The sequence below is a fragment of the Vibrio mytili genome (assembly GCF_049563345.1).
Taxonomy (GTDB): domain Bacteria; phylum Pseudomonadota; class Gammaproteobacteria; order Enterobacterales; family Vibrionaceae; genus Vibrio; species Vibrio mytili.
This window is the reverse complement of record NZ_CP110482.1, coordinates 548,091-574,407: the sequence shown is the minus strand read 5'-3', so window position 1 is coordinate 574,407 and position 26,317 is coordinate 548,091. Positions and strand designations below refer to the sequence as shown.

Genomic DNA, 26,317 nt, shown 5'->3' with positions numbered 1-26,317 from the left:
TTTTTAGCTGTCTAATTTATATCGTGCTATCAGCAATAATATACTCAATGTTAAAGCAATAAATGGCTAATTTAACACCAGTATGTTTTCACTTTGTTGCTTATTTTGAATTATTAGTATGATAAAATGAGATCTCACGCAATAAATGAGTAACAGCATGTCCAATTCACTCAGCACCATGGTTCCTATTGGTGTGCGATTTATGATTCTTTCCGCTTTTGGCTTCGCGCTAATGTCGGCGACAGTAAAACACGTCAGTCAATACGGGATACCTGTATTTGAAATTGTCGCGGCTCGAGCTCTGGTATCATTGATAATCAGTTACTTAGATGTAAAGCGAAAGCGTATTTCTATTTGGGGAAACAATAAGAAATTGTTGCTCGCTCGCGGTGCGGTTGGGACGTTTTCACTCATGTGTGTCTACTATTCCGTTACTACGTTACCTTTGGCAGAAGCAACCATCTTCCAATACACTCACCCGGTATTTACCGCTATGCTAGCGCTTTTTCTGCTTAAAGAGCGTATTCAACCAGCAACGTTCATATGTATCTCATTTTGTTTGCTTGGCCTTTATACCATGTTGCGGCCAGAAGTCGGGGCATCTGCGGATCATGCGCTTCCGACTTTTAGTGTCATGATCGCACTGCTTGGTGCCTTTGGTAGCTCTATCGCCTATGTCATTGTCAGAAAGCTCAGTCAAACAGAAGACAGCTCGGTCATTATCTTCTACTTTCCACTGGTTGCCCTTCCTGCTTCAATTATTTTGATGGGAAATAACTTTGTAATACCCGATCTCTATTTGACCTTCATGCTGATACTCGTCGGCGTGTTTACTCAAATCGGGCAACTGGGAATGACGAAAGCGATGCAAACTCAACAAGCTGGTAAAGCGTCGGCATATTCGTATATACAAGTCGTATTCTCTGGACTTATTGGCGTCGTCATCTTCGAAGAAATTCCGTCGATATGGACTTACATTGGTGGAGGATTAATTATCACGGGTGCACTCATTAACGTTTTTGGACACCGCATAACAGGTCCATTTGTCCGTCGTCGAATCTAATCGGTCGGTGGCCACCTCTAATCTGTGGCCACCTATAGCCCGAAATAAATGAGAATCTGCTACCACATTTTATCATAAGGGAGGAAGATCAGGTTCAGCACCACCAACGAGGCCATGATCAAAAAGGTGAGTTGCATGCCTTTTACTCTCCCTTTTAAGCGATCCTGTAGGATAGCTTTAGCATGCATAATCCGCCCAATAACAAAGATTACGCCCGTTAGGTGAATCCAAACCGGAGCGGCTCCATTGTATTCTAGCAACGCCATTAAAATGAGCGTGATCGGTACATACTCACTGGCGTTACTTTGCGCACTTCTCGCGATGATGAGTGCGTCCACGCCTCCATCCGCATAAACCACCTTGTTCGCTCGTCGTTGTTTAATCACCTGAATCGCTAACCAGATAAGTAAACACGCTAAAATACAAGCATATAATGCTGTGATCATATCATTCCTTTTACAGTTTTAGTTGGTGACACTAACTATAGCCGAGATAAACGCAACTGAATATAATCAAGTAATACAGCACATAGGCAGTGAGTTAGCTTAGCCCTTGAACGACCGCTGTAATTCCGCTGACAAAACAAAGTAGCAACGCACTCAGGCGCACTTTTTCTTTTGGCAACGACTGCGTTGTTTTTATCGCCAACCAATATCCTAGCGCCGCGGCAGGTAATAGCGGAATCGTAATAATGATATGGTGCAGTTTAAAATAACCGGCGGGTATCTGTACCAACAATGAGAGGATTGAACTCGCAACAAAGAATGCCGACAAATTACCGCGTAACTTATTTGCATCTTGATGCTGAAGTAATAAAGCCATTGGAGGTCCCCCAATCGCGGCACTGGTACCAAATAAGCCCGAGAAAAAACCTGCAAATGTCATGCGCCTTGGTGTCGGCTCAATACGAAAAGGCAGAACACTCACGATCACGGCAAACAGGACAAGAAAACCAATCCACAAAGTCAACGCTTGCGTTGACACAAAAGACAAAATCAGTCCCCCAGCCACTGAGCCTGGCACTCTACCAATCAATGCCATTTTTAAACCACCAATCTCTACACTACTGCGATGTTTCATCGCATTCAAAATAGAGATAAATAATGCGACCAAGCAAATAGGTGCAGGGACATACTCTGGAGCCCAAAGCATCAATAAAGGCGCAGCAACCACCGCTAAGCCAAAACCTATCGCAGTTTGAACGAATGACCCGAGGAAGATCAGCCCGATCGCGAGAAAATTTATGTAATCGAGAACCATTGACGTTATTCTTATTTTAAGTGTGTGAAGAAAAAGTACACTGCAAGCTGATATTTAACTGTATCCACTCTTTGCAAAGTCATGAGATCGTTGCAATGTCGACAAACAAAGCTATTTCCGCTTCATCAAGCCTATAAATGATATTTTGCTACAGTTTAACTCGAGTAGTTAAGACCAAAGTGAACAAAAACACAATGCATTTATCTGTTTATAATCACTCGTTTAGTTACATTGTCTTATTAGTTGGCTCTTCAACATTCTGAACTTTGAGTCAGACAAATCCTACAAAACAAAAATATCCTTAAATTTCATAACGTTAACATTTCCCAAAAACAGTTCTAAACTTGACCAAACTATTCGTTTTTAACACTATTGATTGATGTATACAGTAGATGGTTTTTAACTGATGAATTCAATAACGACCCGCTATACCAAATGGTTACTCAACTTTCCCAAAGTCCAAAGAGTACAAATGGCTGACGTCTATATTGAAGCAATGGAAGCCGACGTTGCGTTGTTAACGGAAAACTTAGCAAACCTACCAAGTTTGTTGCCTGTACTACATCGCTTGAAAGGTGGCGCAGCGCAAATAGGGATATATTCTATTCATCGATCCGCTTTATTTGCAGAGGCAGCAAGCAAGTCTGGATCATCAAGCTATCAACAAACGGTGACGTCACTAATAGAAGAAGTCAAACAAAGTATCGTTGACGTGAAAACTTGGAAAAACAATACAACCAAAACTAATTCATCTACAAAATTATACTCATACAAAGTTGAGCATCGCGCTCCCTTTTGCTTGCGAAATTGAACAACAACAGTATCAACCTATGAATATAGCCCCTAATTTGTGTAAGGTCCTGGTCGCGGACGACTCAAGACTAGTAACGAGCAGTATCACGTTGATCCTGCGACAAGCTGGATTCAAAGACATCATATGTGCTTTTACTCCAATGGAAGTCGTTAGTTTATGTAAGCAAACTCACTATGACCTCATTATCTGCGACTATAATTTCCAAACACAGTTTAATGGATTCCAAATTTTAGAAGAGCTGCGACATCACAAAACCCTCCCTGCAAAAACCGCGTTCATTTTTCTCACAGGAGAAAATGATATGAGGGTTGTACGCTCTATTATTGACAGTGAACCCGATGACTATTTATTAAAGCCGTTTAGCCAAGTCTTTTTTCGTGCACGGGTTCTGTCTGTGATCAGACGCCGAAGCGCACTCTTACAAATTTTTGAAAAGTTGCATGCAGTTGACTACGAAGGAGTCGTGCATGCTTGTGATGAGCTGCAACCGCTTCATCCAGAGTATTCGAAACTCATCCGAAAATACCGTGCCCACGCTTTGGTACAGAATAAACAGTTTACGAAAGCACGTGACGAATACGAATTGTTACTCAAAGAAGACAATTTTGACTGGATAAAAACGGCTCTCGCCAACACGCTAATAGAGAGTAACGATCTCGGCCAAGCACAGCAGTTATTAGAAACGTTACAAAGTAAAAAAGATAATCCTTTTTACCACGATGAAATGGCGAAATTAGCGGTACTTAACGAAGACTTACCCAAGGCTATTGAACATTTAAAAGAGTCGACAATGCTGCTTGATGCTGGTGCAGAGCGGGAACTGGTGATTGCGAACCTATCGTTAGCGGAATCCTCATTTGAAGATGCCGTTATTTATATAAAACGTTATTATGAAAAGAATAGAAACACCTTCAGAGGTGGCGTATTCACGAAACTCAACTACATTCGATGCTTCCTTTATCGCGAGCTTTTCAATCCTTCAAACAGTAATTTCGAAAATATCCTTTACGGGCTGAACCCGATGATCAGCGAAATAGAGAAAGTCGATCATCTCAAAACCCAAGCACTGCTCATTAAAGCACATATTGCTTTGATCAAGGGAAATTTGAAAACCGCAATGTCTGCCGTACAACAAGCGCTGAAGTCGAATAACCTGACACATTTCTACGACCAATATCACTTCTGTCTGCTCCTTGAATACTGCTCATTCTTTAAAGATGTAAAAGCACTTCTCCCTCAAACCCGGGAGTCTATTGGAAAAACGCAGCATCCGAGTATTCTTCGTAGCCAAGTGCACATGTTCAAAAATTTAGAAAAAAATTTGTATGAATCGCATAAAAAGATCAGCGCACTACGACAGTTCCTTTCCACGAAAAAAAGCATCTCTACCTCAGAAGTAACCTCTCACTTTGACCGTTACTTTCAATTGCATGATCTGTTGCCAAATTCCACAAAAATTTGTCTTGCGATTCTTAAGTTGGCGTCAATGCGTCCATTGGATTACCAAGGTAACTATCATATTTTCAATAAATTAGAATCATGCGATTACGTTGTCAGGAGCTTATACAGCGACGAAGAATTACACCAGATGAACTACGATTCTATGTATCAGTCTGCGAAAAATAATATCAAGTTAAACTCAGCAAACTGATTGATTTTTGATGCTCTACAAAGAACGCCAAACCGTTGGTCTTGGAACAGAATTTAATTTCGGTCTCCCGCGAGACCGGTGAATTTCATTTTTAGAAAATGTCATTTTCCTTCACTTGGACAAGATTTTTCCTACAATCCAAATAAATCCGAAGACAGGTAGTCGGACATCACAAATTATATTGAATAAAATGAGGTTCACTATGAATAACGTTCTTATTATTGATGCACAACCTTTGTACAGTGAGGCACTAGCAACCCTGATTAAAACCGCACTCAATGTAGCAAATGTACATCAATCAACAAACTGTGCAGAAGTAATGGACTTCGTTCGAAATCAACGGATTGATTTAATTCTTCTAGACGTTGTCATCGGTGATCGCGACGGTATGCGTCTAGCCAAAAACATTATGGCGACAGGATACCAAGGAAAAATACTGTTTGTTTCGTCGCGCGATTACTCCAGCCTATCAAAAGCGGCATACGAACTTGGCGCAAATGGCTTTATCAACAAGAGTGAAAGTAAACAAACCATTCTTGACGCAATTGTCAGTGTTTCTCGTGGTTACTCAATATTCAAATTAAAACACAAGCAATCAAAAGGTGCAGTAGCGTTATCGAAGCGAGAGGCCATGGTCTTCCACTACCTAACGCAAGGCTACACTAACAAGCGCATCTCTGAACAATTGTCATTGAGTGCCAAAACCATCAGTACTTATAAAACCCGAATTTTGAAAAAATATCATGCCACTTCGTTAATTGAGTTAATGCATACGATTTCAAATTCAGAAGACCGACTAGTTTGTGGATAACTCATCACGACTTTGTTATGTATTTTGTAATTGTACTGGTCAACAATTGGTACATTGCATCATGACGATGGCTTTGTTTCATTTGCAGTACGATTTTGGGCAAGCCATCAGGATAGAAAGAGTCAGAGATAGGGATAAACTGATAGCCGTCCATTCGAGACTGAAATTCATGTAGGACGGTTGCCGCTCCAAGCTCTTTAATGACTTTTAGTACTGCACTGACATTGTCAAAAGACGCAACGCGATTGATTTGCCAACCTTGCGCTTCCATTACTTGTTTTGCTAATTGCTCACGATCCTTCCAGCCAAGGATACTCAGCATCACAAACGGTAATTGAGCCGCTTGTTCCAGAGTTGTAACGCCGATCTCTTCAGGAACCACAACACCAGTACGCGCATAACCAATAAACTGTTGGTGGATAGACTTAGGCAACTCATCGTTAAAATAGTGTAACTGAGCGTCAATTTTCCCTAGTAATATATCTTCGATACTATTGTCTGAGTGACTTGTCAGCGTAATATACGCCTTGGGAAACAGAGACATAAGTTCCATTGCTAGTAGATGTCCAAACGAATATTGCGCAACTTGGGGCAAGCATATCGTGATGTCCTTTTCATAGGTTTTTGGATCAAACTCTGTACCATTTACACTCATTTCCAATTGATCCAACGCAGCAGAGATCTTGGGTAACTGGCGAGTTAAATAGTCAGTCGGCTCTAAATGATGAGGATGCCGAATAAATAACTCGTCATTAAGTTGGAAACGCAAGCGAGCAAGATATTTACTTATCGAAGCTTCACTTTTCCCCAGCGTCTTAGCTACGGGCTTAAGCTGACGATGTTTTTCTAGTAGTACTAATATTTTTAGTAGATTGAGATCCAGCTCTTTTTTCACACGAGGTACCATTTTAAAAGGGTCTTACAAAAAAGCAGCCATAAAAACAAGCTGCTTTACTATATAAGGTCATAACTTACATTTAGTCAAGTTAATCATATGGTTACCTCCGTCATACGCGTTGCTGTTTCATTTTATATAACGCTTCATCTGCTCGCACGATGACATCTTCAACATTTTCATTAGTCTCACCAGAAGCCAAACCAACGCTGATACTGATTTCAATATCTAGCGTTTTTAATCGATTTTCTTTCACTGCTGCTTGTAACTTAGTCGCAAGTATAGAAGCCTGACTGCGACTGCATCCAGGTAGAATAGCCACAAACTCATCTCCACCAGTTCGAATAAGATAATCGCTGTTGCGAAATACTTTTTTCATTGTATTTGCAATGATAGAAATAACTTCGTCACCAACATGATGACCGTAACGATCGTTGATTCGTTTAATTCGATCACCATCTATAGCCAAAACAGAATAGCTCTCTGTGACCAAGCGACTTTGAAAAGTCTTGTCTTTATAGACTCGTCGGTTAAACAACCCAGTTAACTCATCTTTCGTAACATCAGTCAGCGCCGTGGCAAGCTTTAGGCGGCTTTGTTTCGACTCCTGAACTTTGACAAAATAAGCTAACGCAACAATAAAATAGATGACGTAAAGAAAGCTATAATCAATAATCACTTTGCTAAACGGATATTGATACACGATCAAATTGGTATTGTCTGCCATAAACGACTGAGTATAAGCAAACTTCTCCCAAGGATAGTCCGAGAAATAAATAATGATCTGTTTACTGCCGTTCGTCGTTGTCGTGGTGATAGATTTCCCCTCACCGTACAATTGTTCTAGGTAAATTTGAGATCCAAACTCCCCCACTAACTCTCCTTTATAGTACACAGGGCTCATGATGCTAAGTGCCATTTCATTGGATGATTTGCTTTTAAAAGGCAAAGAAATGAGGACGCGATCCACTAGCTGACCTTTCCACGCTGCGACAAGACATGTCATCTCTTCTGCACATAATGCCAAATCAAACGCATCTTTATCGTTTTTCAGTCCGTCAATAGGATATTCCAGTATTAACTTGTTGCCACTATAAGAGCGAAAATAGAGCACCGAAGAGCCCTGCTGATAGACGCTGGACAAATACTGTTCCGCTTGGTGAAATACTTTACGAGCGACCGCTTCCACATAATTCAGAGAATCATTTGGCTTCAACGAATACACTGCATCTTGAAAAGAGTATTCGGTATTAGATTCCACCTCTTTTGCGCTCAAGTCACCGTTCTGTCTGAGCTCAGACTCTGCCAACAAGCCTAACAGTATAACCTTTTGCTTCACTCGCGACAGATATTCCACATAGGTATGAAACTGTTTCACTTCATACGAAATCAATACGGCACCTATAGCCGTCACTGATGTAACGAATAACAACGTCGCGATAAACAACGATAGAGAAATATTTTTAACCTTGGTGTTCACACCTGCCACCCCTTTACACTTTTCGCCCATTCACATCACGACACATGGTTAAATCCATCTCCTCACGTGCTTTTGTTTCGCAGCTAACCTCACACCGCTTCGCTAACCTCGCCCGCAACCTTAGTTAACTCAACGATGTTTTTTACATTGTATTTGTCTAGTACGCGACGTTTATAGGTACTCACCGTCTTATCACTAATGGACAAAATTTCTGCAATATCACGGTTGGACTTGCCCTGCATTAAAAACTTCATGACAGCGGTTTCTCGGCTAGAGAGCATCGGGACATCCCGAACTTCGCTGGTGACTTGTTTAAATTTGAAAAAGGTATACCCTTTACTGACTGCTTCAATAGCATCTTTAAGAATGGCGTGATCCTCTGATTTACACACGTATCCATCCGCACCAGAGCGAAACGCCATTTGACTGTACATTTGGCTAGACTCAGCAGAAAAGAATATAATCTTACCGTCGTAGCCATGTGATTTAATTCGTTTATAGAAATCAAATCCATCGCAATCCGCTAAGTTAACGTCCAAAATAATTAAGTCGATATCATGCTCTTTTATCGACTGCAGTGCTGATTTTGCAGAAGTAGCGCTAATCACTTCTTTAGTGATGTCAAGCCCCTCCAATAGTGATTTAATTGCGATACAAACAAGTGGGTGGTCATCAAAAATTAAACAGTTCATTGTATTCTTCTTATTTCAATTTATATTGCTTCTAATGGCATGGGCTTATCAAAATAAAAACCTTGGCAAAGGTCGATGCCGAAACCGCGCAGGGTTCTTAACGTTATTTCATCCTCGATACCTTCGGCGACAACCTTAATGCCTAAGCTCTTGGCTAGTGCACAAATTGCAATGACAATATTTTGTTTTTTCAGATCACTGCTCACGCCAGTTACGAGTGAACGATCGATCTTGAGTTCATTAAAGGGTAGCTGGGCTAACTTTTCAAAACTTGAAAATCCCGTTCCGAAGTCGTCAATAGATACTGTGACTCTATTCAGCCTGAGCTTTAACAAATTTTTATAGATAACCGCATTAGCTTGGAACGCGTCTCGCTCGGTTATCTCTATCGTGAGTCTCGACGGGTCGGTGCCAAAGTCACGACAACGTTGCAGAAACCGGGTAGCAAAATGTCGGTCCGCTAAGTTGTTATGATCGACATTGATAGACACTCGACTGATCGAGCTGTGGCTTTGCATATCCGAAATGACACCACTAAAAACCGCTTCAAATAATTCTGAAGACAGTTGACAGCGTTCAACCGTGGATAAAAAGTAATAAGGGGTCAATACTCCAAAATCAGGGTGGATCCACCTTGCAAGAGCTTCATAACCTTCGGTTTCTCCGGTTTTCATATTAACAAGGGGTTGATAGTAATTTTTTACTTGGTCTTTCCCCAAGGCAAATAAAAAGTCTTGGTCTTGAATATCAACAGCAGGTGAAGATGACGCTATTCCTTCTGTTTCTTGCTTCATTTGGCGAATAATTTCAGCAATATCTGCGCTTTTGAAAGGCTTTTGCAGTTTTCCTATCACATCAAAACTAAATTCAGCACACATCGCCTGCAATGCAGAAATAATCGTGAGCTCCATTGCACTGACGAGCACCACTTTGCCCTTGTATTCGATCTGATGAAGCAATTCCATCATGTCAATACCGTCTTTGCCGGGCATCATGATGTCGCAAAATATCACATCGATATCACCGGCTTTGGCGCAAGTAATTGCATGGTCAACACTATTGAAGCGCATAACACTGGCACCGTGTTTACGTAGCGCATGGCTCAATAAAGTCGTTTGAAGAGGGTGATCATCAATCACCATCACATTGAGTGTTTTATTCATGTATACATATCCACTTATTAATGCTCTCGACCTCCCGTTCGATACGTAATATTAATTCCCCGATACGTTTCTCAAATTCCATCCCAGCGGCTTGTTCGGCCTTTATACATAAGTCCGCTAATGAATCTAGTCCTACTGCGCCTACCGCACCTTTGATGCCGTGTATAACTCGTTTTAATTCATTCTCTGTTGGTAGGTTTTTTAAGTTGTTAATATCAATTTCCATTGAGGTATTAAAAATTTTTGCAATTTCCATTGCTTCTATTTCGTTGTATTTTTCTATCCACTTTGATGTATGCGACACGTGCTCTTTAGCAATAAAAGGGAGTAATATGGTCCTCAAATCGTTTAAATCGTACGGCTTATACAGCACATCATCGATACCAATGTCCTTCGCCTTGTTATTGGCAAGGCGAGAGTCTTCGGCGGTAACACCAACAATAGGAATCGACTGGAACTGTGGACTGCTTTTCACTTTTTGAACCAACTCAAAACCATCCATTTCTGGCATATGAAAATCGGTCAAAATTAGTTCTACATCTTTTGCTTTATTGATGTATTCCCACGCCTCTCGTCCGTTATTTACGATAACAGGCTGTATGCCAAGCTTCTGCAATTGCATATGCACAACGCTTTGGTTGATTGGGTTATCTTCCGCCACTAATACCGTTCCAGACGCCCAGTGAATCGCTTCTATTTGAAGTTCTTGCAAATCGTCACCGTGTTGTACGTATTGCTCTTGACTGAACAGACGGAACAATGCACACGGATATTGCAGCTCCTGCTTAGATAACGACGTTGTTGTCCTGTCACCAGCGTTAAACATAACGCCAATAAAATGTTCATTGTGGTCAAATTCTGCGACTAAATCTGGGTCAACACTCGCTGGTGCCATTCCCCACACTTCGCACCATTGGCGAATACTTAATGGCAGTGATTCACTGTAAGTCCAATTAAAATGACGTTTGGCGTGTGCTTCACAAGCTGTCACTGGTAGTCGAACGGTGATCGTGGTTCCAAGCCCATATTGTGAGTCAATCATCAGGTTGCCCCCCATACAATCCACCAACCGGTCAACGATACTAAGCCCTAACCCTGTGCCACCGAATTTGCGAGTAATGGTGTCGTCAGCTTGGACGAATGGGCTCAAGACGCCTTTGACTTGATTTTCTGACATCCCAATTCCGGTATCGGCGACTTTCAAGGTGAGTTGTTCATTCTGTACAACGATACTAGTCGCAATTTCACCCTCACTAGTAAACTTCACCGCATTGGACAGCAAGTTCGTCATGATCTGAACCAGTCTCAAGGAGTCGACTTCAAAGACGGATTCGCTTATCGGTTTGATCGTAACTTTGAAATCTAATCCTTTATCACGCGCTTTTGGTTCAAAACCTTTTAATACATCGCATAGCACAGGCAGTAGATCCGTTTTTACCGGAACAATATTTAACTGACCCGCTTCTAACTTCGAGTAGTCCAATACCTCATCGACCAACGTATTTAAGTGGCGAAGTGCACGCATGGCCTGAGCAAGCAGCTCTCGGCTCGAAGGTTCTAGTACTTGGTGCTCTAAGAGATCGAGTATGCCATGCGTGGCTGATATTGGGGTTCTTAACTCGTGACTCATGGTCGCTAGAAAGTTTTCACGAGCACGAACCGCTGATTGGGCTTCTTTTTGGGCATCCATCAGAGCCTGTTCTCGCGCTTTTTGCTGCGTAATATCGTGGACTACCGTTAGTACAAACTTCTTTTTACCATTTGGAGCTGCAATCGTTTTACGCTCACGATGAATGTAACTTATCCCCATCACACAACCTGAAGCTGCCGTTTCTTCTGAAATTCTCTGGCCGCGAATCACACAGGCGAGTTCACCTTCGTTATCAACTAATGGGCGTGCTGTGTTAACACTTTGAAGAAAACACTGCTTACATTGACCACTTTGATAACGGGCACAGTTACTCATTTCAAGGTGGTTATCTTCGCTATGAATGAAAACAAGGCTATTGATCTCTTGGATAATATCCATCAACCACTGCTTTTCTTTCTCTTCATTATTTGCGTTCAACTCAGCCAAATTCACCTTAAGGCGTAAATGAGCCAATATGAAATAGGCAATAATCAAGAACACAGCAAAAACAGCGGCGCCAACAAAAGCCATTATTGTGATCTGCTTGTCGTTGTAGCCGTAAACCAGATTGAAATTTCTATATGAGCGCAGCAATTTTTCTATTTCATTTGAATCGATCGTTGCTATTACGCTGTCAAGCACATTTTTTAGTTGGGCATCATGATTGGCAACCGCAAAAGCAATAGAAAACGAAAGCGTATTGTTTTCACTGATCGTCAATCCGTCTACGTTGTCCTGCACAATCATGCTGTGAACGATATCGTCGGGTACGTATGCCACGTCAAGGGCACCCTGCTTCAAATCCGACAGCAACGCTTTGAGATCACTGTAGCGTTTAAAACGTTTTTCCTGCCAAGTATCGAGAGGGACCACACCTTGTTTATTAAAACTAAGGAGAATGCCAGCATTCGGTTTTTCAAAGGTTTCAACCTGACTCTTAGCTTGGACTGCAACAAACTTATCCTGCATAAATGGTTGAGTCAGTAACCAGTCAGACACAGGAACTTGGTCAACATAAGCAACTGGAACCAAGTCTGCATTGAACTCTGTTAACCCACTGTTTAGGCTGGATTTAGGTTTATTAAACTGAAATGATAAACCTGTTCGAGCTTGAATAAGCTCAATAAAGTCAGGCAAAAAACCGTCAACGTCACCTGACTCTGGGTTACTGGATAAGAATGGAAACGCCTGCTCACTGCTGCTATATGTGATGACGTGATCGCTACCATATGTTTTACGATAATCAATCAACATTTTGTCTGTAATATGGTAACGGTTTTGCGAGGCCACTGAACGGATGTTGCGACCTGATTGCTCCCACTCTAAGATTCGATTGATTTGGTCGATGAGTTCATTTTGCTTTAACGAAGCAATAAAGCTCACCTCCTCTTGATGCAACCAGTTAGGAATATCCACCACACCGTTAATGACATTATTCTTATCTAAGTACTGACTGATCGCAACATAGGTAGAAACTAAAGCATGAGCACGTCCGCTACGTACTTCATCGAACGCTTCAACGCGAGTTTTTACATAGTGAACATCGGATGCACCCAGAGCTTTAATTCCATCACAATAAACACTCCCCTCGACACAGACCCATTTCAGATTCTGAATTTCTCGATTTTTGGAGTTTTCATCGCGATACCACACGGCAATGGTGCTCGAGAAGAAGGGCTTAGAAAACAAGAAGTTTTTTTCTCTTTCGGGCGTTTTACTAAAGCCCACTGCGCCATCGATCACACCATTTTCTGCATCATTAAGTAGAGGGACGATGTGTTTGTAAGCACGTAGTTCGAGCTTAAGGTTTAATACCTTGGTGATATTTGCAAGGTAATCAAGGTTAATACCATAAAAAGGGCCAATACTGTCTAAAATGGAATCGGCTGATTCGCGTTGAGTGATCACACCAACAACAATAGTTTGTTTGTCATCTTGGTTCGCAGATGCGCCGAATGAAACCGCAACACAAATCAACGCGGCGCTCAATAAGGAGATTTTTTTTAACGTACCGAACATAACCGATTCCTCTGACTGGGGAATCAGGGTAATCTGTGAAACTATAAAGTCAAATAACGCAGCTTCAAATAAATAAAATAAACAATTGATTTTAAATGACTTTGCGAAATTAAGTAAGAAAGTTCTGACGCTACTTTAAACCTACGACTACACCCAACATTCGACGTATATCTCGTTATCCATTGCTTTAGTAATGTAACCCAATATCAAAACGCGGATTTTTAGCGACCATTTTAACATTCGTCTTCTTGCCATCACTGATTCATGATGTAGATCAGCGAGTCGAGTCATCATTCATATATTATTTTAAATATTCAAATATTTTTTAGCATCAGAACATGAGCATTGATTATGATTGAAGATTCGATTCGCTTGACTGAATACAGTCATGGCGCGGGATGCGGCTGCAAAATATCCCCCGAAGTGCTTGCCACCATTCTTGCCTCTCAACAACCCAATTTTGTTGACCCTAACCTGTTAGTTGGCAACCAAAGCTGCGACGACGCGGCAGTCTATAAACTCGATGACAAAGTGGGTATTATCAGCACCACGGACTTCTTTATGCCTATCGTGGACGACCCATTTACCTTCGGCCGTATTGCTGCGACGAACGCCATTAGTGACATTTACGCCATGGGCGGCACTCCCATTATGGCAATTGCGATTCTTGGTTGGCCAATCAACAAATTGTCGGCAGACGTAGCGCAACAAGTGGTTGATGGGGGCCGTAAAGCATGTGCGGATGCCGGCATCTGTTTGGCGGGCGGTCATAGCATCGACTCACCTGAACCCATTTTTGGCTTGGCGGTGACCGGTCAAGTGGCGCTAGACCACATTAAGCGTAACGATCACGCGCGTGAAGGCGACGTCATTTACCTCACCAAACCGCTAGGGATTGGCATTCTAACCACCGCGCAGAAACAGAAAAAAATTGCCGAAGGCGACACCGACATCGCGGTAAACGCCATGTGCCAACTAAACAAGATTGGTGAACAAATCGCGCGCCTTGACGGTGTGCATGCCATGACTGACGTGACAGGGTTTGGTCTCGCCGGCCACCTGCTTGAAATGTGTCGGGGCGCTAACCTAAACGCTACCATTCATACAGAAGAATTGCCATTGCTTCCCAAAGTGGATACGTATCTACAACAAGGTTGCGTACCGGGTGGCACCCACCGCAACTTCGCCAGTTACGGTGACAGCTTGCCAAAAATGACCGCACAACAAAAAGCCATTGTATGCGACCCACAAACCAGTGGTGGCCTGATGATTGCAGTTGATCCACAACACGTTGAACACTTGGAAACACTGCTGGCCGAGAGTAACCTGCCTCTGTTTAAAGTTGGTCAATTCTCAGCACACAACGGTGAGGTGTGCCGCATTCACTTCCTCTAACTCCCTCGCCCAAATAAACAAAGAGGCAACGTGCTGAAATTTAAGTCCATCACGTCGCCTCTTTATTCTCTTTCATGTCTACCGCTCATGCTGCAACGATAGATGTAATTCACCGCGAAAGTTAGAGTTTATTTCCCTGCCCATTGATACCAACCGCCGTCATAAACGCTGATATTTTCCCAGCCCATCACGTAAGCATCAAAAAAGGCTTCAGAAGCACGCCAACCGGTACCGCAGAAAAACGATACTTGTTGCTGTGGCTCGATGTTGGATTCATGCCAGAACTGAGTGATTTCATTCGCGCTGCGCATGGTTTGGTCTGGGTTACGAAAATCTTCCAGATGGTACGCATCGCTGCCCGCGTGACCCCATTTTGCGCCCGGAATATGACCTTTGGACTGAATGTAATCGTAGCCGCTAGTTTCCCCGTTAAATTCGGCCAAGGAACGAATACTCACCAGCGATTGCTTGTCTTGTGGTAATGTCAGCAATGCTTTCGCTTCTGGCAGGTCAATAATGTAATTTTTATTGGCTGGAATGGTCTTACCAAAAGATGTGGTCGCCGAGACGTCTGGTGACGTCATTGCTGTTTTGTAACCACCATCTTCCCAAGATTGCCAGCCGCCGTTGAGCAGACGCACATCTTGCACACCCACATACATCAGAATGTTGGCCAGTCGCGCTGCCGCCGTGTTATCACGGCCGTACAAAATAACAGTGGTGTCGTATTTGATACCGAGATTGTTAACCAGAATTTCCAGCTGTTGGTCAGACACGCGGTTCCACCAAGGTTTCGATTCGATGTCGTTGGTATTGACATACTGAGCGCCCGGAATGTGTGCCCACAGGTACTTGGTTGCCGGACCCCATGCCACTTCCAGCACTTTGTAATCTTTACTTGGGGCATGTTGTACGGTCTCACCTTTGAGCACGTCATCCAACCACCAAGCTGGCACCAAGTTTTGGTAACGGGGCAATGCTACCAACTCGCCTTGGTATTGTTCCAGCGGCTGTTCAATGATCTCGACGGATTGAAAACCATGATTCAACAATGTTTTTTTCAATTGAGCCGCACTGTCAACGGCGCAATAAAGAAAAGTAGGATGCTCTTTAACCAGCGACTTATTCTCGATGATCTGTTTTAGTTCATCGGTTGACATCATTTCGACCCAGCGCGAATCAAAGTTCACCGCTCCCGGAATATGACCGCCAGCCGTTTGGCCCATTTCTGGCCAGCCGTTGTAGAAGTTACTGTCGCGACAATCGACAATTTGCACCTTATCCTGTTGCGCTTGTTGGCTCTCCAAGACATCGGAGAAGGTAGCCGCGGCAGCGATAGAGCTAAGGCTGAAGCCGCAGAGAAGAAGAGACATTTGACTTAAGCGCATGATCGAACCTTTTAACGAACGTTGCTTCAAATACACATGATGGGCGGAGTCGCCCATCATCCAGAACTACATGGCGATGACGTTATAGGCCCGAAATAGAACAGTTCACCACCGCGCGCTGCTCGGTCAGCCAATTGAGCCAAGCGTCGAATCCTTCACCAGTGGTCGCTGATAACTGAATCACCTGAATCGCTGGGTTCACTTTCTTGGCATTGTGAATGCAGTTCACCACGTCGAAATTCACGTACGGCAGTAAATCCGTTTTGTTGATGATCATCAGTTCAGATTCAGCAAACATGTTGGGGTATTTCAGAGGTTTGTCCTCCCCTTCGGTGACCGATAAAATCGCGACTTTGCAACGCTCTCCGAGATCAAAGCTGGCAGGACACACCAAGTTGCCCACGTTTTCGATGAAAAGCACACCGGCCTCATCAAACGCTAATTGGTGATACGCGTGGTGAATCATATCGGCATCCAAATGGCAGCCTTTACCAGTGTTGACTTGCAAGGCTGGCACTCGCGTAGCGCGAATACGGTCGGCGTCGTTGCTGGTTTGTTGATCCCCTTCAATCACCGCACATGGCAAGCGATCTTTCAGACGATTTAAGGTTTCAACCAACAAGGTGGTTTTGCCTGAACCCGGGCTGGAGACAAGGTTGAGCACCAACTGACCAGCGGCAATGAAATGCGCGCGGTTGTGTTCTGCCACTTCGTTGTTTTTGCCCAAAATGTCTTGTTCCAGTGTGAGCAATTGACGTTGAGATACGCCCGCCACATGCACCTGCGCTTCGCCGCGACCAAAATGCATATCACCATTTGTATGCGTCTGCGCGTGATGCTCTGCGTGGTCGTGATCGTCTGAGTGAGCATGATGGGCGTGGTGGCTCTGTTCCGCATGACTGTGTTCATGGTGCGCATGGTCAGAGTGACTATGTTCATGGTGACTATGTTCATGATGTGCATGGTCAAGCTGGGCGTACTGCGGCGCTGATGCCGGAGTAAAACCATGATAATGAACGTGATGATGAACATCGCCTTGGTGGGAGTAATGATGATGAATCACCAACGGTTGTTCGCTGGTGTGAGTGTGATACTCACCGTGATCGTGCGCATGGTCATGAGAATGCCCGTGCTCATGTGAATGTCCATGAGAATGGGGATGATCATGCTGATGACCGTGCTCAATTTGGCTATCACCGCAGCCACAAACAGTACACATATTATTCAACCTCGATGTGTTTGACCTGAAGTTCCTCGCCTTGCTGCACAGTCAATTGATAACTGTGGCACTGCGGACAACTGTCTTGATAATTCTGAATTGCAAACTGGTGACGACACCCTTGGCACACGGCAATCGCTGGCAGGGTTTCTATCACCACTTCGGCGTCCTGGGCGATCGTTTCGCGGCTGGCCATTTCTAACCCAGTTCGCAACGCTTCTGGCTCAATGCACGACAACACCCCAACGCTGAGCGTAATTTTGGTGACCTTGCGGTAGTGGTGCTTTTGAGCTTGCTCGACAACCAAATCGATGGTTTTCAAGCTAATGGAAAGTTCATGCATGGCGCTTCTCAACAAATTCGTGGCAGCAACTCGCCTGCCGGAAAGTCGAGGTAACGACGACTTCCCCAAGGGTTGCATAAAATGGGACGCGCTGGCGTTCCGGCTTGCACGGTGCCAATACACGCGGCGTTGGTATGATGTTGGCGCAGCGCGGCCAGTGCGGTGTCGCAGTCTTTGGCGGGCACGGCCAGCACAAAAGTGCCTTCATTGGCCAAATCGTAAGGTTCGAACCCAAACAGTTCACACAACCCGCGCACAGCGTCGGTCACGGGCACACTTTGCTCATCAATCACCAACTGTACTTGGCTGGTTTGACACCATTCGTTGAGCACCGCAGACAAACCGCCGCGCGTGGCATCGCGCATGGCGTGAATCTCAATGTCGGCGTGCAAAAGCGCGTTAACCGCTGGCCACAACAGATCACAATCGCTCTCGATTTGCGTCTCTAGCGCCATCGATTCACGCTGCGCCAGCACACACGCACCGTGACAACCAATATCGCGTGACACTAAAATGCAATCGCCCGGTTGCAGGTTGTGCGCCGACACACCGTCACGCAGGATGGCGCCAATGCCGGTGGTGTTGATAAAAACTTTATCGACACTGCCTTTAGGCACCACTTTGGTATCGCCACACACAATTTGCGCGTCGATGCGACTGAGCTCCCTGGCCATGGTGTCGACAATATCGGTCAGCTCACTCAGCGCCAGCCCCTCTTCAATCATGAAACCGCAACTCAGATATGTCGGTTTCGCCGCAGCCATCGCGAGATCGTTACAGGTGCCCGCAATCGCCAGCGAGCCGATATTGCCGCCTGGAAAAAATAGCGGTGAAACGGTGAAACTGTCGGTGGTCATCGCAATCGGGCCGCTGATCGACAAGCTCGCAGCGTCTTCGTCGCGTTTGAGAATTTCGTTGCCAAAGCGCGAGAAAAATAACTGGCGAATAAACTGGCCCATCTCTTGACCGCCGCCACCATGACTGATTTGCACGTGAGTCATCTCACTCATTTTCGTTCCCCCCGGTCAACGACACCGATTCAATGGCGCCGTAGCGATAATACGCATTGCAAGCCCCTTCGGAACTCACCATGCAGCTGCCCATTGGGCGCGTTGGCTTGCACGCGCGGCCAAACACTTTGCAGTCTGGCGGTGTAGCTAAGCCGCGTAAGATGTCGCCGCAGCGACACGCTTTATGATCGTCTTGATGATGGTGTGGCAGATGCGCCGCAAAACGTAATTCCGCATCGCGATGTGCGTACGTATCACGCAGTTGCAATGCCGAACTTGGAATATTGCCCAGCCCGCGCCACGTAAATGTGTCGCGCACCGCCAACACTTTGTCGACAAACGCTTGAGCCACCGTGTTCCCCTCCGATGTCACGACGCGAGAATATTGAGTTTCCAGCACCGCCTGATTCGAGACTGCTTGCTCAACCAGCATCAATACCGATTCCAGAACATCGACCGGCTCAAAGCCCGCCACAACCACCGGAATTTGGTGTTGTTCGACAATCGGTTGATAAATATGTGACCCGGTCACCGCACTCACGTGTGACGGGCCAATAAAAGCGTTCACCGGCGTGCGTTCGTCGGCCATCACCGCATTCATCGCTGGCGGCACCAACACATGATTAATGTGAAAGTAGAGATTGTTGATCTGCTGGCGCTCGGCCAAATCGACCAACACGGCCGTCATGGGTGTGGTGGTTTCAAATCCAATTGCAAAATAGACCACCTGCTTGGTTGGGTTCTCTCTGGCGATCTTCAACACGTCCATCGGATCATAAATCGGCACCACATGTCCACCTTCGGCTCGGCATTGCGCTAGAGACTGTCGCGAACCCGGCACGCGAATCATGTCGCCCAAACACACCAGCATTACATCCGGCAATTGTGCCAATGCAATCGCATGGTCGATGCGCTCTTTTGGCATCACACACACCGGACACCCCGGGCCATGCACGAAGCTGAGCGATTCCGGCAACAACTGTTTCAAGCCATATTTCATGATGGTGTGAGTATGCCCACCGCACACTTCCATGATGTATAACGGCTGGTTAAGCTGCTCTGCGTGTTGGCGAATTTTATCCGCCAAGGCTACCACCACATCCGGACGACGATAGGTTTGATACAGATTGGACGCAGCATTCATGAGAGCAACACCGCAACGTCTTCTTGTTCCATCTCAGCCAACAACGCTTCATACGTCGCTAGGTTGGTTGCCGCTTCCTGCTGGTTAATTTTGCTGATGGCGAACCCCACGTGAACAAGCAGATGGTCGCCGACGGCAACTGGGTCACTGATGAGATGTGTGCTGATCTCTTTGCATACACCCAAGGTGTCCACTTTGGCAGTCATCCCGTCTTCATCGACAGACAACACGCGGGAAGGAATACATAAACACATGGTGTTCTCACTTATTGATAATGAAGCCACGACGCCATTCGTCGCCGTAGCGTTATTCTTTAGGTTCGACTAAATGTCATAAGCCAATTGATGCCAGAGCTGACCCGCGGCGATTCCGGAATCATTGACCGGAATGTGACTTCCGGTGATAAACGGACACGCCGAATCGGGGAACAACGCGTCGATGGCATCCAGCAAGCAGCGATTTTGAAACACGCCGCCACTCAACACCAACGGTAAGTTAGCGTGTTGCTGTGCAATATCGACCACTGCCTGTGCCAACGCGCTGATAAAGGCGTCGCTACATATACACGCCCAACGTTCGGACGATAATTCGTGTTGCGCCAAACATTGCTGTAACGCCGGTGCCCAATCGAGTTGCTGATCACACCAAGGCAATGCCAGTGCAAACTGGTGCTCGCCAGCTTGACGCGCGGCATTCTCCATTTGCAGCCCGCTTTCGCCTTCGTAATCCGGTGTCATCACCAAGCTCAATAGGCATGCCCACGCATCAAACAGACGGCCAACCGAGCTACACAGCGGAGAACGTTCCGCGTTGCGCCACAAGTGAAACAGGTTTTGGAAATGCGACGCAGACCACGACGCAAACGCTGGCAGATTTAGCTGCTGGATCTGTTCTGGCGTCATGATTTCAAGCAATAAGGCGTACAGCACGCGTTCAGGTTCACGGATCGCTTGTTCGCCCCCAATCAAACGAAAAGGTCGAAGGTGCGCGATGCGTTCATAACTGAGTCGGTCTGCGATCATCACTTCACCGCCCCATACCGTCCCGTCATCGCCCGCGCCAGTGCCGTCAAAACTTACCCCCAGAACAGGACCATTGAGTTGTGATTCAGCCATCACGGCTAAAATATGCGCGTAATGGTGCTGTACTTGTAGCGCTGAATCGGTTTGCTCATTAACCCACTGGGTTGAAAAATAACCCGGATGAGCGTCCGACACCCAACGCTCGGTCGATGCTTGGTAAAGATCAGAAAAATAACCAGTCGCATCGATAAAACGTTGCTGCGTATCGAGATCGTTGATATCCCCCAGGTAAGGCGACAAAAACCATTGATTGCGCACCGCAAATGCAACGGTCGATTTTTGTTGTGCGCCCACTGCTAGCGTGGCCGGTGCGTGATTCTCTAACGGAAAGCTCAGAGGTCCATAACCACGCGCCATACGCAGCACACGCATGCTGCCAGCGGCCAACTGCACTAAGCTGTCATCACAGGCATGAATGATTGGGCGATTGTGATCGAGCACGCTGTCGAGGGATGCCCCAAACATCGCAAACACCTGCTGCGCTTCGGTCGCTAATGGTAACCCCGACACATTAGCGCTGGTCATCACCAACGGCGCAAAACAGCCACGCAATTGTAACGCCTCGATCAACAATAGGTGTAGTGGCGTGTAGGCCAGCATCACACCCAGGCAATCGACATTTGGGGCGACATTGTCAGCGACATACGTTCTGCCCTCATCAGCACGCTCAGCCTTGCGCATCAATACTATAGGACTGGCTTGCGATTTCAGCGTTTGCCACTCCAACGCTTCACCCTGAACGTAATGCTTGGCTTGCGTCACATCGCTCACCATTACGGCCAACGGCTTTCTGGCGCGATGTTTTAACTCACGCAACCTCGCAACCGCTTGGTAAGACGTGGCATCACACACCAAATGAAATCCGCCAAGGCCTTTAAGCGCAATGACACCACCTGCGATAAGTTGCTCGGCTGCACGTTCAATCGCTTGGTGTTCTTTGGCGATACGTGTTTGTTGCGGGCTAAACAGAGCAACCGATGGGCCGCAGTGCGCGCAACTCACCGGTTGTGCATGATAACGGCGATCCATTGGATTTTGGTACGCGCGCGCGCAATCTGGGCAAAGCTTAAAACCCTTCATCGAGGTTTGATGACGGTCATATGGCAAGGCTTTGATGATGGTGTAACGCGGACCACAATGAGTGCAGTTGATAAATGGGTAGTGATAAAAGCGCGAGTTAGGATCAAACAGTTCCCGACGACAGTCCATACAAATCGCTTGGTCGGGCGGAACACTGACGCTAATTTCATTGTCCCCACGGCTCGGTAAAATGCGGAATTCTGTAAAATCTGCCAATGCCAATGGACGTAATTCTATATTATCAACACGCGCTAAGGGCGGTGTCTTAATCAATAGTTCACGATAAAATGCGTCAAATTGGCGCTGTTCACCTTGGACGTCAATCCGTACGCCCCGAGCATCATTGATCACCCAGCCTTTCAACTGGTGCTCAATGGCCAGACCGTACACAAAGGGCCGAAAACCAACCCCTTGTACCTGTCCTTTAATTTCAATCAGACAACGCATCATCGCTTCTATCCATTATGAAAACAGGAATGCGCCACCCAGCAGAGCAATCACCGCACCTGCCAGTTGATTCAAACGTTTGCTGGCTGCAAAACGCATTACCATTTCGCCTAACACGATACCTGCAATGTGCAGACTGGCGGTGACAACGATAAAGCCAGAGAAGTAGCTGATCGCTTGACTGTTGATAGGCATTTCTGCGCCGTGCGCCATACCGTGAAACACCGCAAACGCCATGATCAGCGTCGTCGCCATTTTTTGTGGCATGTTCGTACCGCGAAACAGCATGACGCCCATCATTATCACACTCAGCGCGATAAAGGTTTCGACACCTGGAACCACAAAGCTAGAAATACCCATCACGCCACCAATCACCATAAAGGCGACAAAACTTAGTGGCATTGTCCAGCGGTTTTTACCCCCAAACAACGCCGCTAACAGCCCCACACCAATCATGACAGTCAGGTGATCCAAGCCCGTCAACGGATGCATAAAGCCGCTTTCAAGTCCATGACTACCAAGGTGACCCGGGTGGGCAAACACCATTGGTGAGAAAAGAAGGCATAGACTGACGATTGCTGTATTTTTTTTACTCATAACGAAAAGCTCTTAAAAAATGAACGAGAAAATAAAAACTAAAAAGGAGACTCATAACTCTCGATATGCTGGGAACCCAGCAGCCATAAGCCTTACGACTAAATAACTCAACATGGTTAACTAACATCACGTTGGGCAGTACCCTGATAACGTACGCGCTCAGCGTGCGCGTAAACATTGAGGCGACCTTCGCGGCAATAGCCACATAAGGTCACATTAAGACGGTCCGCCAACTCGACCGCCATTGAAGTGGGGCCCGATAGCGCAAGCAAAATTTCAAAACCGCACGCCGCCACTTTTTGCACCATTTCAAAGCTAGCGCGACTGGTCACCAACACCGCTCCGCCCTTCACTTGCTGGCGGCTCGCCCATCCGAGCAGTTTATCCAGCGCAATATGGCGACCGACATCTTCAAACAACGCTTGAACTTCACCATGTTCATCAAGATAAGAAGCAGCATGCGTGGTACCAGTGAGTTGGTTCAAACGTTGGTACCGATTTAGCGACGCTAGCGAATGATCTAAATAGTCAAAGCAAAATTGCGCGGTGGTAGGTAAAGGCACCAGGCAACGCGTGATCTGATTGAGTTGTTCCGTGCCGCAAATCCCACATCCAGTGACGCCAGCCATTGAGCGGCGGCGCTCTTTCAAACGTGCAACGCAGCGATTGGCTAATTCAATCGACACTGTGCAGCCTTGCTCGTTGTGTGTGACCTCAATGTCGTGAACATCGCGAGGATGGGCGATGATGCCTTCGCTGAGCGAGAACCCCAGCGCGAACGCTTCCAAATCTCGTGGAGTGCCCATCATGACGGTATAGGCGATGCCGTTGTATTCGAGCGCAATCGGCGTCTCTTCAATCAAAATATCATCTTGGCTCCACTGCCCGCGAGCCCGCTGATATTTGACGATACTTCTTGTTGTCACTTCGGAATGACAGACCATATGTTGTTCTTCGTACACCGTTAATACCTTTATTTGTTGTCTGTCGATTGAGCCAACCGCAATAAACGCGGCTTAGCATGCAGCAAGATAATCCTTACTGCTAATCTCCATTTTTTGCATACGTGACAACAGCGTTGTCCGTTTCAGCCCAAGTTTCACTGCCGCGCCTCTTGGCCCAGCCACAATGCCATTACTCTCTTTCAACGCTTGAATGATCGCTTCGCGAGAGATCGTTTCATCGTTCTTGTTAATCGATGCCGCGCTGGATTCAAGCGTCGACACGTGGCCCGGCAAGGGTTGTCCCATACCCACCAGTTCATGCACAGGGACATTCAGCACTTCACCACGGGTTAAAATCACTGAGCGTTCGATAAAGTTTTTCAACTGACGTACGTTGCCCGGCCATTGATATTCAGTCATGCAGCGCATCGACTCTTGGCTGATCGCGCGGATGTCTTTGCCCATTTTTTTCGAAATCAGGCGCGCAAAATGTTTTACCAATAACGGAATGTCTTCCGCTCGTTCACGTAGAGGCGGCAACCGAATTGGGAAAATATTCATGCGGTAATAGAGGTCGCTACGAAATTGCTTATCTTCCACCCGTGCGACCAAATCGACGTTGGTGGCCACCACCAGACGCACGTCTACATGAATCAACTGATTGTGACCCACCCGCTCTATTTCATGCTCTTGCAAAACCCGCAGTAGCTTAGGTTGCAGCTCCAGCGACAAATCGCCAATTTCATCCAAAAACAGCGTGCTTTGGTCTGCTAATTCAAAGCGACCCACTCGATTTTTTATCGCTCCCGTAAACGCTCCTCGTTCGTGCCCAAATAGTTCACTTTCAAACAAACCATCCGGAATCGCCGCACAGTTCATTTTGATCATTTGACGATTGCAGCGACGGCTCATCTTGTGAATCGCTTGAGCAATCAGCTCTTTACCTGTGCCGGTCTCTCCTTCGATTAACACGGTGCTGTCACAGCTCGCAACCATAGCGACCTGATCCAACACGTGACTCATCACTTCACTTTGGCTTATGATGTCGTCAAAAATCTGGTAATGCTCGTACGTATCATCAATGAGGATGTCGGTGCTCTTTGGTAGCATCTGCGCACTGTGCTGACTTTCGCGTAAACTGTGCATGCTGAGCGCTACACGTGCAGCAATCTGTTGCAGCAGCGCAATATCAATCTCTTGCAGCTGCACTACATCGCGCAACATATAAGCGATCCTTCCCACCAGTTCCCGACGGAAAATTAATGGGACTAGAATTAAACATTCAATATCATCTTCAATATTGAAATCTGTATGTTCCGCGCGTAATTGTTCTAGATCATGGCCAGTGACAATTTTGGTCTCTGGATAATAAATATCGAGTACGCTTCCAGAAATATCATTAAAGAAAAAACACTGCGTTTGAATATCATTTCCAACAATTCGTCCATCACGCTGAATACAGCGACCATTGTCCATATCGATAATAGACAACTCTTTGATTTTAAAATAAGGATGTAAACAGTTGAGTAATGATGTTAATAGATTTTCTTTACTGTTCTGACTAATAACGGCATTGGTGACATCCACCAGAATATGGTAATTATCTCTCTCATCACTAATATGTCGCGTTAATGTATTTGCATGTTGATGATCCAATACATGCGTAATAAAAGAAACCAACATACTATTAAATAGTTTAAATTGATTTTCCCCCCCATCTAATTGATCAAATTTCGGGTTAATCAGCTCAATAGCACCCAGTTGTTTATCTAAGGTATCCAGTGGAATCTTGTAATAACTGCGCACATTCTGGTAAGCCGGATGCTGAGCCAGTTTAGGGTGTGAATAGTAAAAATCGACGCCGTCAAGTCGATAAACGTGCTCTTCGTAACTTTGATGATAGTTATCAATATTATGATGGTATATCACATCACTTTGAATTTGCTGATTTGCATCAAGAAAATAAACGATTGCTTCACCTAGTCGTTCATCATTTAGAATGATATTTATTCTCTCTACATGTAAAAATTCGCACTCTTTTCCGTGGAGAAAAGTGAGCAGATCGGATATACCATGAATTAGCAGCATAGCCTTGGAAAATGCGGTTAATTCTTTCGCTGTTTTATTCATAATAGTAACAATAAATTATAGCCCTTCGTATTTGTCATCATTATAAACTCGGACGAAGGG

General features: G+C 45.5%; 22 protein-coding genes. 5 read left to right on the top strand and 17 right to left on the bottom strand.

Annotated features, from left to right (window positions below; all coding sequences use genetic code 11):
- The first annotated feature begins 157 nt into the window (after positions 1 to 157).
- Positions 158 to 1,063 carry a DMT family transporter gene (locus ONE56_RS16175; protein ID WP_423841061.1) on the top strand — a complete coding sequence of 302 codons (906 nt, stop codon included), beginning with the start codon at positions 158 to 160 and terminating at the stop codon, positions 1,061 to 1,063.
- A 59-nt stretch (positions 1,064 to 1,122) separates the two neighbouring features.
- Here ONE56_RS16175 and ONE56_RS16170 read toward each other — a convergent pair whose 3' ends face one another.
- Positions 1,123 to 1,509, bottom strand: a complete 387-nt coding sequence (locus ONE56_RS16170; protein ID WP_041154593.1) for an MAPEG family protein — start codon at positions 1,507 to 1,509, stop codon at positions 1,123 to 1,125.
- 94 nt (positions 1,510 to 1,603) lie between these two features.
- On the bottom strand, positions 1,604 to 2,323 hold the full coding sequence (locus ONE56_RS16165; protein ID WP_423841060.1) for a sulfite exporter TauE/SafE family protein: 720 nt from the start codon (positions 2,321 to 2,323) through the stop codon (positions 1,604 to 1,606).
- A 472-nt stretch (positions 2,324 to 2,795) separates the two neighbouring features.
- On the opposite strand from ONE56_RS16165, the gene ONE56_RS16160 reads away from it, so the two are divergent.
- The 3 genes from ONE56_RS16160 to ONE56_RS16150 all read left to right on the top strand — a co-directional run bounded on the left by ONE56_RS16160 (position 2,796) and on the right by ONE56_RS16150 (position 5,599).
- On the top strand, positions 2,796 to 3,134 hold the full coding sequence (locus ONE56_RS16160) for an Hpt domain-containing protein (RefSeq protein ID WP_423841059.1): 339 nt from the start codon (positions 2,796 to 2,798) through the stop codon (positions 3,132 to 3,134).
- A 19-nt stretch (positions 3,135 to 3,153) separates the two neighbouring features.
- Complete coding sequence (locus ONE56_RS16155) at positions 3,154 to 4,788, top strand: response regulator (RefSeq protein ID WP_423841058.1); 1,635 nt, start codon at positions 3,154 to 3,156, stop codon at positions 4,786 to 4,788.
- Between the two features lie 202 nt (positions 4,789 to 4,990).
- Entirely contained in the window at positions 4,991 to 5,599 is a 609-nt protein-coding gene (locus ONE56_RS16150) for a response regulator transcription factor (protein WP_041154591.1), read from the top strand.
- Positions 5,600 to 5,603: 4 nt separating this feature from the next.
- On the opposite strand, the gene ONE56_RS16145 is transcribed toward ONE56_RS16150, so the two are convergent.
- The 5 genes from ONE56_RS16145 to ONE56_RS16125 form a co-directional block, all read right to left on the bottom strand.
- Entirely contained in the window at positions 5,604 to 6,494 is an 891-nt protein-coding gene (locus ONE56_RS16145) for a LysR family transcriptional regulator (protein WP_331438488.1), read from the bottom strand.
- A 112-nt stretch (positions 6,495 to 6,606) separates the two neighbouring features.
- Positions 6,607 to 7,974, bottom strand: coding sequence for a GGDEF domain-containing protein (locus ONE56_RS16140; RefSeq protein WP_423841057.1), 1,368 nt, complete (start codon positions 7,972 to 7,974; stop codon positions 6,607 to 6,609).
- Positions 7,975 to 8,063: 89 nt separating this feature from the next.
- Positions 8,064 to 8,666, bottom strand: a complete 603-nt coding sequence (locus tag ONE56_RS16135; protein WP_423841056.1) for a response regulator — start codon at positions 8,664 to 8,666, stop codon at positions 8,064 to 8,066.
- Between the two features lie 20 nt (positions 8,667 to 8,686).
- Entirely contained in the window at positions 8,687 to 9,829 is a 1,143-nt protein-coding gene (locus ONE56_RS16130) for an EAL domain-containing response regulator (RefSeq protein ID WP_331438905.1), read from the bottom strand.
- Positions 9,822 to 13,478, bottom strand: a complete 3,657-nt coding sequence (locus ONE56_RS16125) for an ATP-binding protein (RefSeq protein ID WP_423841055.1) — start codon at positions 13,476 to 13,478, stop codon at positions 9,822 to 9,824. The genes ONE56_RS16130 and ONE56_RS16125 overlap by 8 nt, the downstream gene beginning before the upstream one ends.
- A 354-nt stretch (positions 13,479 to 13,832) precedes the next feature.
- Here ONE56_RS16125 and selD point away from each other — a divergent pair, with 354 nt between their 5' ends.
- Complete coding sequence (gene selD, locus ONE56_RS16120; RefSeq protein ID WP_423841144.1) at positions 13,833 to 14,873, top strand: selenide, water dikinase SelD; 1,041 nt, start codon at positions 13,833 to 13,835, stop codon at positions 14,871 to 14,873.
- A 128-nt stretch (positions 14,874 to 15,001) separates the two neighbouring features.
- On the opposite strand, the gene ONE56_RS16115 is transcribed toward selD, so the two are convergent.
- From ONE56_RS16115 to ONE56_RS16070, 10 genes are all read right to left on the bottom strand, one after another.
- Entirely contained in the window at positions 15,002 to 16,261 is a 1,260-nt protein-coding gene (locus tag ONE56_RS16115) for a sulfurtransferase (protein WP_423841054.1), read from the bottom strand.
- A gap of 82 nt (positions 16,262 to 16,343) precedes the next feature.
- The gene (hypB, locus tag ONE56_RS16110; RefSeq protein ID WP_423841053.1) at positions 16,344 to 17,480 is read right to left on the bottom strand and encodes a hydrogenase nickel incorporation protein HypB; all 1,137 of its coding nucleotides are present in this window, start codon (positions 17,478 to 17,480) and stop codon (positions 16,344 to 16,346) included.
- A 1-nt stretch (position 17,481) separates the two neighbouring features.
- Positions 17,482 to 17,823, bottom strand: a complete 342-nt coding sequence (gene hypA / locus ONE56_RS16105; RefSeq protein ID WP_041154588.1) for a hydrogenase maturation nickel metallochaperone HypA — start codon at positions 17,821 to 17,823, stop codon at positions 17,482 to 17,484.
- Between the two features lie 8 nt (positions 17,824 to 17,831).
- Positions 17,832 to 18,824, bottom strand: a complete 993-nt coding sequence (hypE, locus tag ONE56_RS16100; RefSeq protein ID WP_041154587.1) for a hydrogenase expression/formation protein HypE — start codon at positions 18,822 to 18,824, stop codon at positions 17,832 to 17,834.
- 1 nt (position 18,825) lies between these two features.
- Positions 18,826 to 19,977 (bottom strand): hydrogenase formation protein HypD, encoded by a 1,152-nt coding sequence (gene hypD, locus ONE56_RS16095; protein ID WP_041154586.1) that lies wholly within the window; start codon positions 19,975 to 19,977, stop codon positions 18,826 to 18,828.
- Positions 19,974 to 20,261 (bottom strand): HypC/HybG/HupF family hydrogenase formation chaperone, encoded by a 288-nt coding sequence (locus ONE56_RS16090; RefSeq protein ID WP_415679286.1) that lies wholly within the window; start codon positions 20,259 to 20,261, stop codon positions 19,974 to 19,976. Before ONE56_RS16090 ends, hypD begins: the two co-directional genes overlap by 4 nt.
- A gap of 39 nt (positions 20,262 to 20,300) precedes the next feature.
- Positions 20,301 to 22,589, bottom strand: coding sequence for a carbamoyltransferase HypF (gene hypF, locus ONE56_RS16085; RefSeq protein WP_423841052.1), 2,289 nt, complete (start codon positions 22,587 to 22,589; stop codon positions 20,301 to 20,303).
- 12 nt (positions 22,590 to 22,601) lie between these two features.
- Complete coding sequence (locus ONE56_RS16080; protein WP_423841051.1) at positions 22,602 to 23,183, bottom strand: HupE/UreJ family protein; 582 nt, start codon at positions 23,181 to 23,183, stop codon at positions 22,602 to 22,604.
- A gap of 116 nt (positions 23,184 to 23,299) precedes the next feature.
- Positions 23,300 to 24,145 carry a formate dehydrogenase accessory sulfurtransferase FdhD gene (gene fdhD, locus ONE56_RS16075; RefSeq protein ID WP_423841050.1) on the bottom strand — a complete coding sequence of 282 codons (846 nt, stop codon included), beginning with the start codon at positions 24,143 to 24,145 and terminating at the stop codon, positions 23,300 to 23,302.
- A 54-nt stretch (positions 24,146 to 24,199) separates the two neighbouring features.
- The gene (locus ONE56_RS16070; protein ID WP_423841049.1) at positions 24,200 to 26,257 is read right to left on the bottom strand and encodes a sigma 54-interacting transcriptional regulator; all 2,058 of its coding nucleotides are present in this window, start codon (positions 26,255 to 26,257) and stop codon (positions 24,200 to 24,202) included.
- Between the last annotated feature and the right edge of the window lie 60 nt (positions 26,258 to 26,317).

Coding starts and splice junctions, on each gene's coding strand:
- ONE56_RS16175 (WP_423841061.1), top strand. CDS start 158: ATGTCCAATTCACTCAGCACCATGGTTCCTATTGGTGTGCGATTTATG.
- ONE56_RS16170 (WP_041154593.1), bottom strand. CDS start 1,509: ATGATCACAGCATTATATGCTTGTATTTTAGCGTGTTTACTTATCTGG.
- ONE56_RS16165 (WP_423841060.1), bottom strand. CDS start 2,323: ATGGTTCTCGATTACATAAATTTTCTCGCGATCGGGCTGATCTTCCTC.
- ONE56_RS16160 (WP_423841059.1), top strand. CDS start 2,796: ATGGCTGACGTCTATATTGAAGCAATGGAAGCCGACGTTGCGTTGTTA.
- ONE56_RS16155 (WP_423841058.1), top strand. CDS start 3,154: ATGAATATAGCCCCTAATTTGTGTAAGGTCCTGGTCGCGGACGACTCA.
- ONE56_RS16150 (WP_041154591.1), top strand. CDS start 4,991: ATGAATAACGTTCTTATTATTGATGCACAACCTTTGTACAGTGAGGCA.
- ONE56_RS16135 (WP_423841056.1), bottom strand. CDS start 8,666: ATGAACTGTTTAATTTTTGATGACCACCCACTTGTTTGTATCGCAATT.
- ONE56_RS16130 (WP_331438905.1), bottom strand. CDS start 9,829: ATGAATAAAACACTCAATGTGATGGTGATTGATGATCACCCTCTTCAA.
- ONE56_RS16125 (WP_423841055.1), bottom strand. CDS start 13,478: ATGTTCGGTACGTTAAAAAAAATCTCCTTATTGAGCGCCGCGTTGATT.
- ONE56_RS16115 (WP_423841054.1), bottom strand. CDS start 16,261: ATGCGCTTAAGTCAAATGTCTCTTCTTCTCTGCGGCTTCAGCCTTAGC.
- hypB (WP_423841053.1), bottom strand. CDS start 17,480: ATGTGTACTGTTTGTGGCTGCGGTGATAGCCAAATTGAGCACGGTCAT.
- hypA (WP_041154588.1), bottom strand. CDS start 17,823: ATGCATGAACTTTCCATTAGCTTGAAAACCATCGATTTGGTTGTCGAG.
- hypE (WP_041154587.1), bottom strand. CDS start 18,824: ATGACTCACGTGCAAATCAGTCATGGTGGCGGCGGTCAAGAGATGGGC.
- hypD (WP_041154586.1), bottom strand. CDS start 19,977: ATGAATGCTGCGTCCAATCTGTATCAAACCTATCGTCGTCCGGATGTG.
- hypF (WP_423841052.1), bottom strand. CDS start 22,589: ATGATGCGTTGTCTGATTGAAATTAAAGGACAGGTACAAGGGGTTGGT.
- ONE56_RS16080 (WP_423841051.1), bottom strand. CDS start 23,183: ATGAGTAAAAAAAATACAGCAATCGTCAGTCTATGCCTTCTTTTCTCA.
- ONE56_RS16070 (WP_423841049.1), bottom strand. CDS start 26,257: ATGAATAAAACAGCGAAAGAATTAACCGCATTTTCCAAGGCTATGCTG.